This is a genomic window from Spirosoma terrae (assembly GCF_010435915.1).
Lineage (GTDB): Bacteria > Bacteroidota > Bacteroidia > Cytophagales > Spirosomataceae > Spirosoma > Spirosoma terrae.
This window is the reverse complement of sequence record NZ_JAAFZH010000004.1, coordinates 234,704-249,884: the sequence shown is the minus strand read 5'-3', so window position 1 is coordinate 249,884 and position 15,181 is coordinate 234,704. Positions and strand designations below refer to the sequence as shown.

General features: G+C 46.5%; 13 protein-coding genes. 3 read left to right on the top strand and 10 right to left on the bottom strand.

Annotation, left to right across the window (positions count from 1 at the left end; all coding sequences use genetic code 11):
• Positions 1-32: 32 nt before the first annotated feature.
• The 6 genes from porD to GK108_RS11435 all read right to left on the bottom strand — a co-directional run bounded on the left by porD (position 33) and on the right by GK108_RS11435 (position 6,259).
• A complete protein-coding gene (gene porD, locus GK108_RS11460; protein ID WP_163947623.1) occupies positions 33-950 on the bottom strand; it encodes a type IX secretion system protein PorD in 918 nt (305 codons plus the stop codon).
• Positions 947-2,155, bottom strand: a complete 1,209-nt coding sequence (gene coaBC, locus GK108_RS11455) for a bifunctional phosphopantothenoylcysteine decarboxylase/phosphopantothenate--cysteine ligase CoaBC (RefSeq protein WP_163947620.1) — start codon at positions 2,153-2,155, stop codon at positions 947-949. Before coaBC ends, porD begins: the two co-directional genes overlap by 4 nt.
• Positions 2,156-2,298: 143 nt before the next feature.
• On the bottom strand, positions 2,299-2,613 hold the full coding sequence (locus GK108_RS11450) for a DNA-directed RNA polymerase subunit omega (protein ID WP_163947617.1): 315 nt from the start codon (positions 2,611-2,613) through the stop codon (positions 2,299-2,301).
• A gap of 96 nt (positions 2,614-2,709) precedes the next feature.
• Positions 2,710-3,600 carry an outer membrane protein assembly factor BamD gene (locus tag GK108_RS11445; protein ID WP_163947613.1) on the bottom strand — a complete coding sequence of 297 codons (891 nt, stop codon included), beginning with the start codon at positions 3,598-3,600 and terminating at the stop codon, positions 2,710-2,712.
• A gap of 125 nt (positions 3,601-3,725) precedes the next feature.
• Entirely contained in the window at positions 3,726-4,379 is a 654-nt protein-coding gene (locus GK108_RS11440; RefSeq protein WP_163947611.1) for a T9SS type A sorting domain-containing protein, read from the bottom strand.
• A 95-nt stretch (positions 4,380-4,474) separates the two neighbouring features.
• Positions 4,475-6,259 (bottom strand): OstA-like protein, encoded by a 1,785-nt coding sequence (locus tag GK108_RS11435; RefSeq protein ID WP_163947607.1) that lies wholly within the window; start codon positions 6,257-6,259, stop codon positions 4,475-4,477.
• 33 nt (positions 6,260-6,292) lie between these two features.
• Here GK108_RS11435 and tilS point away from each other — a divergent pair, with 33 nt between their 5' ends.
• Positions 6,293-7,663 (top strand): tRNA lysidine(34) synthetase TilS, encoded by a 1,371-nt coding sequence (tilS, locus tag GK108_RS11430; RefSeq protein ID WP_163947604.1) that lies wholly within the window; start codon positions 6,293-6,295, stop codon positions 7,661-7,663.
• A gap of 155 nt (positions 7,664-7,818) precedes the next feature.
• Entirely contained in the window at positions 7,819-10,104 is a 2,286-nt protein-coding gene (locus tag GK108_RS11425; protein ID WP_163947601.1) for an OmpA family protein, read from the top strand.
• 55 nt (positions 10,105-10,159) lie between these two features.
• Here the strand turns inward: GK108_RS11425 and GK108_RS11420 are convergent, their stop codons facing one another.
• Positions 10,160-10,681: a DinB family protein gene (locus GK108_RS11420; RefSeq protein ID WP_163947598.1), complete on the bottom strand. Its 522-nt coding sequence runs from the start codon at positions 10,679-10,681 to the stop codon at positions 10,160-10,162.
• 32 nt (positions 10,682-10,713) lie between these two features.
• Entirely contained in the window at positions 10,714-11,502 is a 789-nt protein-coding gene (locus GK108_RS11415; protein WP_163947595.1) for an SDR family NAD(P)-dependent oxidoreductase, read from the bottom strand.
• Between the two features lie 231 nt (positions 11,503-11,733).
• Here GK108_RS11415 and GK108_RS11410 point away from each other — a divergent pair, with 231 nt between their 5' ends.
• Entirely contained in the window at positions 11,734-13,416 is a 1,683-nt protein-coding gene (locus tag GK108_RS11410; RefSeq protein ID WP_163947591.1) for a sodium:solute symporter, read from the top strand.
• 61 nt (positions 13,417-13,477) lie between these two features.
• On the opposite strand, the gene GK108_RS11405 is transcribed toward GK108_RS11410, so the two are convergent.
• On the bottom strand, positions 13,478-14,380 hold the full coding sequence (locus GK108_RS11405) for a DUF2911 domain-containing protein (protein WP_163947588.1): 903 nt from the start codon (positions 14,378-14,380) through the stop codon (positions 13,478-13,480).
• Between the two features lie 136 nt (positions 14,381-14,516).
• Positions 14,517-14,990 carry an anthrone oxygenase family protein gene (locus tag GK108_RS11400; protein ID WP_163947585.1) on the bottom strand — a complete coding sequence of 158 codons (474 nt, stop codon included), beginning with the start codon at positions 14,988-14,990 and terminating at the stop codon, positions 14,517-14,519.
• Positions 14,991-15,181: the final 191 nt, after the last annotated feature.

Below are 15,181 nucleotides of genomic sequence, written 5' to 3'. Positions count from 1 at the left end.
GGGAAGCAGAAACTACTTCGTGCTACGTTACGCTACTGGCCGGCAGCAACTAATTTACGATAAGCTTCCGTTTTGGCAGGATCCAGGTAAGACAATAATTCGAATGCCTGCTTGCGTTCTGTGGGTGTACCTTCATACAGGATGTTTAAGATCTCCTGCGATTTGGCGTCGAAAAACGAGTTGATAAGAACGGAGTTCGGTAGTTGTAGGCCAATAGTACGTATTGTGTTGAGCAAAGCGAGAGTCTGTTTCCGAACCTGAACCGGATTACTGGCAAAGATGTCAAGTCCCTGACGATGATACGCATAAATGCCATCGCGAAGGGGCAGAAGCTGCTGATTCTGTAGGTTTTCGATTAGCCAGTATCGATTACGTCGATCTCCCCCCGTTTGCCAGGCGCCATTTGGAGAACCCTGCTGGGCCAGGTTCATGATCGTGAAAGCCCGTTGTATGAACTGGTTTCCGCCTTGTTTGCTAAAAGTATCGTAGTCAATGGCCAGAATAACATTCGCATAGAAAGCCAGCAGCGACGTAAGATCGTCGGAGTATTGATTTTCCCGGAAATAGACGGGTGTAGTAGGTAAATAAACAAAGTTGAAAGCCCGATCTACGTAACTAAACGTGGTTGTTTCATAATTCGTACCATAGACAGGCCGAGTGACCACAATTTGTGCCGTTGCTTCAAACGCTCCCTGCGTCAGCGATTTGATCAGATTTATGTTCAGCGAACAGTTGATCCGTTCAGACACTGAAAACTGATCGTTGCTCCAGCGACGGGTATTCATAAACTCGGTAATGATCCCTTTCAACTGGTTTACGTACGAAAAATCAGTTTTTTGCTGGGCAAAAAGCTGATCCGAATTGATCGTAACCTGACAATTCAGTTCCTGCGCCTGAGCTGCAGACAGAACTGTAATAAGCAGGGATAAGAGAACACTAATTCGCTTCATTCGGCTAGTTTTTGAGCGACTAAATATAACAAATCCTGCGCTACTTCGTCTTTAGTTTTAAGCGCAAATTCAGCAGTCTGCTCATTCTTGTCAATAACGGTAATTTTGTTTGTATCGTGCCCAAAACCCGCTCCTTCGTCCCGTAACGAGTTAAGCACAATCCAATCCAGGTTTTTAGCGTGTAGCTTTTTCAGTGCATTGCTCCGTTCATCATTGGTTTCTAGCGCAAACCCCATCATGTACTGACCGGCCTTTTTACGAGCGCCGAGCGTAGCGGCAATGTCGATTGTTTTGGTTAATGCCAGCGAAAACTCTCGTTCGCTTTTTTTTATTTTCTGATCGGCTACATGAACGGGCGTATAATCAGCTACTGCCGCACTCAGAACTACAACCGACGCTTTATCGAATTCGGCTTGTGTGGCCTCGAACATTTCCTGGGCCGACCGTACCTTAATACGTCGAATGGAAGGATGAGGAATTGGTAAGGCTGTGGGGCCGCTCACCAACGTAACGTTGGCGCCAGCGCTGGCAAAAGCCTTGGCGATTGCATAACCCATTTTTCCGGTTGAATGATTACTGATATAACGCACTGGATCAATAGCCTCCTGAGTTGGCCCTGCGGTAATCAGAACGTTACGTCCAGCCAGGGAAATTGGTTGCTTGTCCTTATCGAAAAAAGTAGCCAGTATCTCGACAATGTGGTCGGGTTCAGCTAGCCGACCTTCACCAATCAAACCGCTTGCCAACTCGCCATGCTCAGCCCGAATAATCTGATTACCGTAAGACTCCAACAAGCGCAAATTAGTCAGCGTGCTGGGATGTTGATACATGTCCAGATCCATGGCGGGAGCGAAAAAGACGGGGCATCGAGCTGATAGATAGACCGCTGACAGCAGGTCGTCGGCAAAGCCATGAGCACATCTGGCTAGCGTATGAGCAGTAGCCGGAGCAATGACAAGGGCATCGGCCCATAAGCCCAGTTCTACATGATTATTCCAGTTTCCCGTATCATCATTAATAAAGGTTGAAAGAACAGGGCGTTTGGAGAGGGTTGCCAGTGTAAGGGGCGTTATAAAGGTTTTTGCGGATTCGGTCATAATGACCTGCACCTCTGCCCCGGCTTTGACTAAGAGCCGGACCAGTAAGGCCGCTTTGTAGGCTGATATGCTACCCGATACACCCAGAAGAATTCGTTTCCCGTCCACCGTACTTGATTATCTTGTTATAAAATTAAGGTTATTGGTTATAACTCTAGCCCTGAATGGTTAATTCGCAGCTATCACCGGAAACCAAAAAACCGCACGGCAAACATACCGTGCGGTTTTGAAAAAAGCAGTAAGCAATAGCGTTATTGCTGAGCCTCTTCGTCGTTATAACGCCAGTATACCTTACTTTCTAAGAACTCATCCGTAGCAATCGAGGTTGGTTTTGGCATCCGCTCGTAGAATTTCGAAATTTCGATCTGTTCGCGGTTTTCAAAAACTTCTTCTAGATTATCAACTGCTGATACAAATTCTGACAGCTTATTGCTAAGCTCTTCTTTGTTTTTTGATGCTATCTGACGAGCCCGTTTAGAGATGATCGATACGGATTCGTACAGGTTTCCAGTAGGAATCGCAATTTTGTCGTTATCGCGAGTAATGAGTGATTGATTCGTTGCCATAGTTCAGTTAACACATAATAGCTAACAGTCAGTTTTAACACGTACTATTGGGAAGAAAATTCCCGGTAATGGCTAAGTGGCTGACAATTAACGGAATTAATTTGCTGCGGTTACTTTTGCCGGTTTATTGGCTGGATTCTTAAGCTTTTCGCGCTCCTGTTCCAGTTTGTCCAAACGTTCAATTTCTTTCTGGCTGGATTCATACATCCGTTCGGCCTGTTTCAGATACTTGCTGTTTGGGTATTTGTCGATAAAAGTCTGATAATAATTGATGGCTTCCTGATATCGTTCTTTTTGCTTTGTTTCCAGGCTATTATTCGCCAAGCTATATTCGGCATCAACCTTCATGAAAGCCAGTTCTTCGTTGTATTCAGAATCTGGGAAGTCGCGCTGAAAATTGTTGATCGAAATTACTGACGACTTGTAGGAAGCAATGTTAAAGCCACTGGTTTTATAATACAGCTTAGCTTTTTCGTACGCTTTACGTTCCAGTTTTCCCCGAAGCTCCAGGATGATTTTAGTACATTCATCGCGGTATTTACTGTCGGGATACGTATTGATGAAATCCTGCAGAGCCGACGCTGCTGTTAATGTATTCGACTGATCGAGATTGAATTGTGGCGTGTCTTTATACAACGAGTAGGCATACATATACATAGCTTCCTGTGCATACTCACTCCGGGCAAATGTCTCATAAAATTTCTTGAAGAGCGTTGCACTGAGCAAATACTGTTGCTGATGAAACTGAGTATAGGCGTGGTAAAAATGAGCCAGTTCAGATTCCGTACTACCTTTCAATACCGGAATCAATTCCTCGAACAAGAGACCAGCGCGATACCAGTCTTCCTTTTTATAATATTGAACGGCTGCTTTATACTTCTCGTCGTCTGTACCGCTCTTTTGTAGCTTTGAAAACGGACTGCATGACCCGAGAAAAAACACGACCAAAACACCCAGCAGACCTTTACTGATATGACGTTGTTGCATAAGAATGCAAATATACTAAAAAAAATACGGGCTATACCGCTTTAACGACAGCATGACCCGTATAGTGCGATGAATAAATCGGAATTTGACGCCTGTTTAGGAAATTTTAACAAACATGTAACCGATTACTGATGACGTACTAATAATTTCTTGGTAGCTACCTTTTTGCCTTCTAAAGACAATTGATAAAAGTAATAACCACTGGCCAGTTCACGTGTCGATAAATGAATTTTATGATCATTAGGCGACATTTCGTATTCGGCTATTGGCGATCCTAATACGTTCAACAGAATCATTTTGGCTTCTCCCACAGAACCCGTAATCTGATAATCTACCTGTGCGTATTCACTGGCGGGATTAGGATAGACGTTCGAAACCGTGATCCGTTCGTTACTGTACATTCGATCATCGAGACGTATTTCCTGCTCAACACCGCTACGGGCTTCAGCTACAGTCGGCGTATTATCTGTCGAATTGGTGCGGGCAGGATTTTTACCCGTTGGGCGTGCTACCAGCAGCGAGCGATAGTATTCGTTAATGGGAGCGTTCTTGCGAATCGTAGCCGCCCGATCCAGATTCACGGCCGTGGTTGACGGTGCTAGTGAAAACCGCTTGGATGGTAGACTAGGGGTGGTTGCCTTCCGACTTCCGGCAGACCTGCCCAACTCCAGCCGACTTCCCTTGCGGGGGTCGGTATCGCGCGGGGCGATTTGCGCCCGTAGCGGAGTGGTGGCCGTCAGAATGGCGGTCAGAAAACCAATAAGTATAAATTGCTTCATATAGTCCTGTTTCACGTACACATGTACTCACCGCAAACCTATTCATCGAAAAAGACAAAGTCAACGGGGCAATGTCTAAAAAATTGTTAAAAGAGTTATTTTATACCTTTTGGAACGAGTTTTTTAGCCAAAGGTTTAGTTGAACTCCTGATTTTTAGCGGTTTTTTACTTCCGGGCTTCGCAACCGGAGGTGTTTCCAGCCATAGTACCTGACCTTTGGTTGGTTTCTCAGCCTCCCGCCAACTAAATCCATCCAGCTCTTTATCGTCACCCGTAATTTCTTTGGGCGGTATCAACTGAGCATCTGGTCGACCGTAAAAACGAATCCGTCCAACCTTGCTATCGATAAATTCGATATTCATCCGGCTACACTCAACGTGATTTAACCCAATCATTTTATTCTGATCATCAACAGCGTAATAAATACTTTGTCCGTTCCCTTCAACAATGACTCGGTCAAGAACAGTTTGTTCCTGTTGGGTAACCGTAGTTGAGGCTACAGCCGTTGTTGTTGACTGTACGCTTTTTTGACCGGTATTCGTTGCAGAGACGGATTTATTTATAGTAGGGGAAGCTACTTTTTTACCCAACGTATCACTGGTAATTTTGGTGACAAAATGAGCCGTTATTATCCTTCCTTTTACCTGGTTGAAATTCTTGAGTGTATCGAGTGAAATTACGAACGATTTGCTACGAAGAAACATCGTATTGATTACGTTATTTTTCAATAAAGCACGCATCGAGTCGGCTTCCATCTGGTATTTGTTCTGGCTCCAGACAATTGGTTTTTTATAAAAATAAATCGTTGAATCGGCCGTATTATAAATCAGCGAATCACATTTACTCTGAAGGTCCGATTTAAAAACGAATACATTTTTATGGGCCAGAAAACGCCGGGTATTTTTTAAGGTATCATCAAAAGAAAAGAGCGTATCGGCTCGTAAAAAAAGAGTGTCTTTCGTCGTTTCGTTAGCCAGACTTTTAGCCACCGGATGGCCTGTTACCCGTGAAATGCCCGCTTTCCCGTTATAGCGTACATAATCGCCCAGAATGACGGCTTTGCGATCTTTGGCTACCATAATAACGTTCCCTTTGGCGATGCCGAGTTTGGTAATGTTGTCATAATACAGCGAATCGCCGGTTAACCGATATTTTGGTGTTTCGACAGTGGCCCTACGTTGAAAATTTGAAATACCCGTTGTCGTATTATAATTGCCCGCGACGGCGTTTAAAACCCCATCTTTATTCGTAATTCGGGTCGGTCCCTGAAACGTAGCAATGCGGGTTAAGGAATTATACAGCAGCGAATCGCCCGTCAGCGTACCTTTGGGGTTAACAAGCCGTACGTTCTGGCTAAAGGTGAATAATTTGGAGCGAGTGTCATAATAACCTTCCCGGCTGGTCAGTACATTTTCTTTGTCGACAATACGTCCGGGAGTAGGGTAATGTGCCATGCCCGTTACCATGTCGTACTCAAGCTGTTTGGTGGTGAGCGTCATTTTGCGATCACGCATGATAACTCGTCCGCGCACATTCGCCTGCCGGGTGTTCCCGTAATAAAACATGGTATCGCCACGAACACTGATTGTATCGCCCTGAATCAAACGAACATCGCCATACGCTTCAATGACGTTCGTCGTTACGTTCTGTACGGCCAGATTACAATACATCAGTACGCCTTTTTGCCGGAAGCGAACATTATTGTAAATCTTGCGGATCATCTGCCCCGGCTGATTGACACCCACTAAGCTGTCGGCGTGAAGTAATTCAACTTTGTCGGCCACGGGAGCGCCACCAATCTGAGCCAGTGCATCAGACGAAAAAAGCAGCGAGCCGAAAACAAGTAAGCAGGTAAAAAAGCAGGTACGCAGTTGAAACATAATCACAAAACTACGGCATAGGGCCGGAACCGTATGTTGGAGCAGGGATTTTTAGGATATATTAACGATAATCAATTATTCGGTCCAACCGATCAGGTTCTGCTGGCTGTAAGTGGTGGAATCGATTCAATGGCGATGGCTGAGTTGTTTTTTCGAACAAAACAACCGTTTGCTATGGCTCATGTTAATTTCAACTTACGCGGTAAGGAATCGGATGCCGATGCTGATTTTGTGAAAAACAAGGCTGATGAGTATGAGGTTCCGTTTCATCTAATCCATTTCGATACGGCACGAATTGCGGCAGAACGGGGAATATCGATCCAAATGGCCGCGCGCGATTTGCGCTATGAGTGGTTTGCCAAACTGCTCGAAGAACATACGTATTGTTGCGTAGCAACAGCCCATCATAAAAACGACGTACTGGAAACCTTGTTACTGAACGTAACACGGGGCACGGGACTTGCCGGACTGCATGGCATTGCAGCTCGCCAAGAGCGTACCTCATCGTATGTGCTCGTAAGGCCACTGCTGTTTGCAACGCGTGACGACATTGTTGACTATGTGCGGGAACGTACTGTGTTGTACCGGGAAGATCGGTCCAACGCGGATGATAAATACGCGCGAAATCGGATCAGACACCATGTTGTTCCCGTATTAGCTGACTTGAATCCGGGCCTATGGCAAACGTTGCCTCGTTCTGTTGAGCGATTTCGGGCGGCTGAAGTACTTGTTGAAGCCGAGCTGGAACGATCCTGGAACGAGGTGGCTGAACAAAAAAAAGACAAGTGGTTTCTGCCGACACTAAAACTACTTGAACAGCGTGAATTATTTTTCCGGCTCAGTGAGTGGCTAAAACCGTTTGGCTTTACGTACGATCAGGTAGGGCAGGTTATTACGTCTCTTTCGGCTGAAGTTGGGCAAGTATTTGAGTCTGCTACGTATCGAATTACGCACGATCGCTTGCCCGACAGGCAAGTCGGGCTGCTTTTAGAGCCTGTTCCTCTCCATCACTCGTACGAAACGGTCCTGACGGATTGGCCGCCCACCGACCTATCGTTACCCGGTGATGTTAACTTGGCTTTTTCGCTATTCACTAAACCGGCTGATTTCAGTTTCCCTACAGATCCGAACGTAGCGTGTCTGGATGCCGACCAATTGTGCTTCCCTGTACTGATTCGACCCTGGCAGCAGGGAGATCGATTTAGGCCACTTGGCTTATCAGGACAAAAATTGGTCAGTGATTTGCTGAATGATCAGAAAGTGAGTCGGACTGATCGGGAGAAGGTGGCCGTGCTGGTAGCTGATGGTGCTATTGCCTGGGTAATAGGTCACCGGATTGGACATCTGTTTCGAGTCACCGAAAGAACCACCCGAATAGCGCAAATCATTTGCTCAAGCAAGTGACTTATTGATACCCGGCTAGTGTGAAAATTGTACTTTTAAGGTCGGATAGTGGTTTAATGCGCTAGAATAGATGCTAAATTTATACATGTTGAAAATCTGGCACCCTATTTGATGCGATTGCAGTAAGCCCATAGTATTTTAACTTATAGATTCACATGGACCGGATTTTACGGGTTTTGCTCATTGCTGGAATGGTTTTCGGAAGCCTCACCGTCCAGGCGCAAAGCGCGCGATTGCGAGCAGCCAACAAACAGTTTGATAACCTTAGCTACGTCAGCGCGGTGCGGGCGTATGAAGAGTTTTTGCGGGCCGACAAAAAGAAAGACCCCGCCGAAACCCGGGAGGCTTTAACTAAACTCGGCTATAGCTATCGAAAGTTACAGGACACCCGTAATGCCGAACGGGTCTATTCTGAACTAGTGAAAGAGTATACTGATCTCGACAGTGAAATCTATCTGTATTACGCGCAGTCGTTAGCGGCTAACGGGAAATACCGCGAGTCGCAGAAAATGTATAGCCAGTACGGTGAAAAACAAGGGCAGGACCTTCGCGGCCGACGTTTTACGGTTTCTTACATGGATCTGAGCCGATTCTACCAGGATTCGTCTTCTTATCGCTTGAGTAGCCTGCCTATCAATTCCCGTCAGGCTGATTTTAGTCCGATGTATTACAAAGGTGGTATTGTGTTCGTATCCGCCCGCGACGAGTCGGGTGTTGTGAAGCGGGTATTCAGTTGGAACCAGACTCCATTTCTGGATATGTATTTCCACCCGGACACAAACCAACTTGGCGTTCCAATTATAGAAACAAGACGTAGCCCAAATGCGGCTGTTGTTGGTGGAGGAACAGATGCTAAACCGGTTGCCGCCGAAGATGCAACGGAACCAACGCAACCCTTAACCAAGGCGGAAATTTTTAGCCGGACGCTGAATACAAAATACCACGAAGGGCCAATGACCTTCACCCGCGATCAGAACACAATTGTTTTTACACGTAACAACACCAGTAAAGGTAAAGCGGGTAAAAGCTCCGACGGCATCAAAAAGCTGAAATTGTACTCTTCCGTGAATAAAGGCGGAAAGTGGGTCGATATTAAGGAAGTACCTTTCAATAGCAGTGAATACTCGGTAGGGCATCCGGCATTTGCGCCAGACGATTCCAAAATGTATTTCGCGTCGGATATGCCGGGTGGGTATGGAGGCACTGACTTATACGTAGTAGAGTATAACAACGGCCAGTGGGGTACGCCGGTCAATCTGGGTAAAGAGATTAATACGGAGGGTAACGAAATGTTTCCGTACGCTGACGCCAATGGAAATATATATTTCTCATCGGATGGACACGAAGGGTTAGGCGGGTTAGATGTTTTCTATGCCGAGCTAAAAGATGGCGTGGCTTATAAAGGCGTTCAGAACGTAGGAGCACCGGTTAATTCTGAGAAAGACGATTTTGGGTTTATTACGGATAAGTACCGGACGAGTGGTTATTTCAGCAGTAACCGGAAGAAAGGTATCAGCGATGATGATATTTATTCGTTCCGCCGAACCTGCAAACAGCTCAATATTTTCGTATATGACGCGAAAACGGGTACGCCGATTGAAAGCGCCGATGTTCGCATTCTGCGTAACGGCGTAAACCAGGATCTTCGGATCACGAATGTAGAAGGTCGCGCAGAACTGTGTTTAGATGCCAATACAGAGTACGAGTTCCGCGCTGTTAAAGAAGGGTTTGCATTGAATAGCGTACGTTTTTCAACACTGACCCAATCGCCGAAACCCGTGATGAGCGTTTCGATTTATCTCGAACGTACCGAAAATACACTCGTGCGTGGCGTTGTTAAAACAGAAGTCAATCAGCAACCTGCTTCCGGTGTAAAAGTGACGCTACGTAATGAAAAGGATAAATCAGAACAAACGGTAACAACGGGTCCGGACGGTGGCTATGAGTTTAACATGAAACCTGGTGCACCCTATACGTTAACGGCTCAGAAAGATCGTTATGCGACCAAGAAGACGCCAATGAATAAGACCAAGAAGAAAGAAAAGGTGGTTACCGATTCATTGGGTCTTTATGGTGTAGGTGATGTTTTCCAGCTGAAAAATATTTATTACGACCTAAACAAGTTCTTTATTCGGGCCGATGCGGCCAAGGAACTCGATCACGTACTGGCTATCTTAAAAGAATATCCGGAGATGCAGATTGAGTTACGGTCACACACCGATTCGCGGGCAACGGACAGCTACAATATTCGCCTGTCGGAAAACCGGGCTCGGGCGGCTCTGGACTATCTGGTGTCGCGTGGGATTAGCGCAAAACGGCTTGTGGCCCGTGGCTACGGCGAAAGCGAAATTGTAAATGGTTGTGTCGATGGGGTGAATTGTACTGAAGAAGAGCACCAGGCCAACCGGCGAACGGAATTTAAAATTCTGGCGGTTCAATAAGCCAGAGTACATTGTATAAACTAAAAGCGCCGGTTTTCAAACCGGCGCTTTTAGTTTATACAGACTGCTTAATGATACGTACCGTTACCGATAATTGGCCAACGTGCCGCATCGTGTGTTCAGCGGAGTGGACCAGTAAACCCAAAACAGTTGATGGTAGTTGCGCACGGCCAACTCCTCGGGCTTCTGTGAGCGTGGTTTCATCCGTTGCGCTTAACTGGGCTAGTGATTGATCGACCTGTCTATCAAACGTATTGATTAACTCCTGTACGCTTGTAGTAAATTTTGCGGGGTTGCCTTCGCTATCCAACGCGTCCAGTTGACTGGAAGAAAGAGATTCGTTACGGGCATACGTAAAGAGTCGGTCGAGGACGCCCGTTAGATGCTGAAGATGGAACCCCACCGACGCTACGTTAGCCGGACGTTCCCAAAGCAACGTATCCGGAAAACCGTCTAGCAGATTATGAACTTCCTCTCGGGCTTGCAGTAATGCGTGCGCAACAGCCTGAAGGAGAGGAGGGATATTGGGTAAAGGGCCTCGTAGCCAAACTTCCCTTGATTCTACTGGAGTCGACATGGAATACGTATTGATCGAAGTAGTTAGACTGGTTAGATTACGGTTCCGCCATCGGCGTAAAACAAACTGCCGGTACAGTACGACGACGCACTGGAGGCCAGAAAAAGAGCCATCGGACTGATTTCGTCCGTAGTTCCCATCCGGGCAATGGGTAAACGTTTCGTAAAATGGTCCAGAATTTGCTCGTTTTGCCATAAGGCCTGGCTGAATTTGGTTTTGATCAGACCGGGGCAGATCGCATTTACCCGAATGCCATCGGGGCCCCATTCCTTGGCCAGAACCTTTGTCAACATATTCAGAGACGCTTTGCTGACGCTGTAAATACCTAACCCCGGATCAGGGGTATGTCCAGCAATGCTGCTCATCATAATTACACTGCCACCACCCCGAGCTTTCATGCTTGGATAGCATAATTTACTTAACTCGAAAGGAGCTTTCACATTCGCCTGCATGATCTTATCAAAAGCCAGACCATCACAGTCCAGCGAAGGTCCAAAAACCGGGTTAGAGGCTGCGTTGTTCACCAGAATATCGATGCCACCATAAATCGCAATCGTTTTGTCGACCAATTGCCTAAGCTGGCTGTCGTCGCCGACATGGGCAGCAATACCAGTGGCTTCTCCGCCTTTGGATTTGATATCGCTGGCTAGCAGATCCAGACTGTCTTGCTTACGGCTACTGACAACCACGTTCGCACCGAATTGAGCATACAATCGAGCAATGTCTTCGCCGATGCCTTTACTGGCCCCCGTTATGATGGCAACTTTGCCGGAGAGGTCAAAAAGGCTTTTTTCTGCTGACTGAGCGGGTAGATTTTCCATCTGGTTTTGTTGTTAGATAGGTTGCAAACTAGGCGATTCAGCAGGTAATTCAAAAGTTGCAATCAGATTTGGCTTAATTTTGCCGTTATTATTCATCAACCCACCTTTTATGTCCGAAAACAGATCCGATTTGCCACCGTTTGTCCGTTCATGGCCACAACTCTACGCTGTCGTTATTGGTAGTCTGGTGATAGAAATTGTCCTGTTTTACGTTTTAATGCGCTGGCTTTCATGAGTATTATTGATTGGAGCGTACTGATTATAACGTTATTGGGAGTTACTGTCTATGGCGTAGTACGTAGCAAAAACAGTAATAGTATGGACGAATACCTGCTGGCAGGCCAATCCTTACCCTGGTATCATGTCGGATTATCAGTGATGGCTACGCAGGCCAGTGCTATTACGTTTCTGTCGGCTCCGGGGCAGGGGTTCAGCGATGGAATGCGATTTGTTCAGTTCTATTTTGGCTTACCACTGGCCATGGTTGTGCTGTCGGTTACGTTTGTTCCGATTTTTCATAAACTGAAGATTTTCACTGCTTATGAGTATCTCGAAACCCGATTCGATACGCGGGTACGTACGTTAACGGCTGGGTTATTCCTGTTACAACGCGGCTTATCGACGGGGCTGTCGATCTACGCGCCCGCCATCATCCTATCTACTATTTTAGGCTGGAACATCTACTGGACCAATCTGATTATGGGCGGTATCGTGCTGATTTATACCGTTACGGGAGGAACAAAGGCAATTTCGTACACGCACCTGCAACAGATGGCAATCGTTACGTTCGCCATGGGGCTGGCTGGTTATCTAACAGTCAAACTATTGCCTGATAGCGTTGGGTTTGTCGACGCGTTACACGTAGCAGGGAAGGCCGGGCGAATGAACCTGATTGATCTGAAATTCGATCCGAACAGTCGCTATAACCTATGGTCTGGCCTAATTGGGGGCTTTTTCCTGCAACTGTCCTATTTTGGAACCGATCAGTCGCAGGTGGGCCGTTATTTAACGGGAGAGTCGATTGGGCAGAGTCGACTGGGTTTGTTGATGAATGGTCTGCTGAAAGTGCCTATGCAGTTTCTGATCCTGTTAGTGGGCGTACTGGTTTTTGTTTTTTACCAGTACAACCCTTCGCCAACCTTCTTTAACAAGCAGGAAACGGATAAACTGAGAGAGAGTCCATATGCCCGTGATTATCAGCTGGCAGAAATAAAACATCAGAATTTAACGGCTCAGCGGCAACGTATCGTCGCGGATATGCAGGCGGCCTTACAGCGTAAAGACGAATCGGCCCAGGAGACTTCGGTCGTTAATCTTCACGAGACCGACGAAGCACTGAAAGCCGTTCGAGCCGATGTGGTGAAGCTGATTGAGAAAAATAATCCGGCTGCTGATACAAATGACGGCAACTACGTATTTCTCCGGTTTGTGCTGGACTATTTGCCGCATGGACTCATTGGTCTGCTGATTGCTGTTATTTTCAGTGCCTCGATGGGTTCCATTGCCGCAGCGTATAATTCGTTGGCATCAACCACCGTAGTGGATGTCTATAAGCGACTGATACGTAGCGAAGGCGACGATGCGCACTACCTCTCTGTATCGCGTTGGGCAACCATTGGCTGGGGCGTTTTCTGTATCGTGGTGGCCCAGTTTGCCAATCGGTTGGGAAGCATGATCGAGGCCGTTAATATTCTGGGATCACTATTCTACGGTGTTATTCTTGGCGTATTTGTGGTAGCTTTTTACGTTAAATCGGTTGGCGGGAAGGCTACTTTCTGGGCGGCTATTATCTCGGAGATTCTGGTCGTAATTAGTTGGTATCTGAACCTGACCGCTTTTCTCTGGCTCAATGTGATTGGATGCTTGCTAGTAGTCATGATTGCCTGGCTTCTGCAACGAATTGTTCGAAATTGAGTATAAAAAACGCGGGCCCTCATAGAAATGGCCCGCGTTACGTAGTGTTTTGTCGAAAATGTTACGCCTTTTTTTTGCCTTTTGCGCCTTTAATAGTTGGTAGGGCAGGAACTTTGGTCGTATACTCTGCTATGCTTTTTTCGATGCCCTCCTTGAAGAACGGAAAGCTGGCATCATTGGATGATTGCCCTAAAGTCAGCGCTTTTTGGGCCAGCGGCAAGGCGTCGGTGTATTTGCCCATTTTAGCCAGAATCTGAGATTTTACAAACAGATTGCGGAAGGTTTCTTTGGCTGCTATCGACTTGTCAATCCAGGTCAGCGCCTGGTCTAAATTGCGACCTTTCGACAGATTGTAGTTAGCAGCTGCTTGTAAAACAGCTGCATCTTCTGGTTTTTCAGCAACTGCTTTATCCACGTTGGCCGCCGAATTGGCGCTCACATCAACCCGAAGCGGAGCCGTAGCTTTTACATTAGCCCATTTGAAATTAAGATTTGCCGTACTATCGGTCAGATCGCTAAAATCGATCGTGAAGGTTTCTGCTTTCTCGCTGAGTTCGGAGGGAGTTAGCTCAACACGTAGCGCATCCTGATCCTGCTTGTAGGAAGCTTCGGTGCTGGTTTTGTCCTTGCTGAAAATCAACGTAGCGCTATTTTCGGCTGGTATCGACAAAATCGCGTAAGATCCGGCTGGCAGCGTTTTGCCATTGATCATTACGTCGGTAGTTGTTGTAAACAGGGTAGGTGTGTTGGCACCCGTACGCCATACTTTATTAAGGGGGACAAATGCATCCGTAAAGGGTTGACGGCCTTTCAGGCTTGGTCGGGAATAATTGATCGTAAAGTCAGTAGTACCTACGGTTTGCGTAACCGTAGCTCCTGGACTTGGAGAGGGCAATTTAATCTGAGCAGTAGCGAGTTGAGCTGCCAGGCAAAAGGTAGCAGCAGTAAGTGCAAGTTTGCGCATAATAGTCTATCGGGTAATGAAAAATCGGCACAAGTTGCAGCTTTTTATCCAAATAGCAACAAAAGAACCCACCTCAACTTTATGTTAAGTTGTTGACATAGTTGGTTGCGTTAACGTAACGTAGATGTAGCGACGGCTATTGAGAAAGTGCTGTCAAAGCCAAAAAGCAGGCAACGAACGTAATGGTATTACGGACGTAATTAAGGCGTATCCAGGTCGTTACTACGTTATGTCTTTTACTGGTGGGAATTGACTCGACCCGTTGAAGTTTTATGATCGTTGGAATGAAAAAAGTAAACGTTGCTACACGTTCAACAAAGGTTAACAAGGCTGCGGCAAGCCACCAGTTGTGACCAGGGTGCTGAGATTGCCAGGCCATGATCAGGTTCACGATGGTGAGTATCGTCAGTGGAATCGTTGTAACGAAGGCCCAGAATTTGCGTCCGGCATCTAACTCATGCATGGCTCTTTTGTCTATCTGATGCCAGTTTCGTTGCTTTTTTGGGAACCATTGCGGGAGAGTTATCCTGGCTTCATATAAGCCTGCGCCGAAGGCTGTGCCCAGATTAAGGATGAACAGTGATAGTATAAGGTTCGATAATTGCGTCATTTGTCTGCGATGGGTTTCTGTAAAAGACATTGCCTGAATGGCTGATTAGCAGGCGCAAACCTACACGCTTAGAAAGGGTACTGCCTGCTATTGGGAGCCAACATCGTGAAAGTCACGACGAACTGGCGTTATTTTCTGATGAAGTAAGGCTGAGAATTCGTTCCTTGCAGCCGGATTAATCAGAAATATGG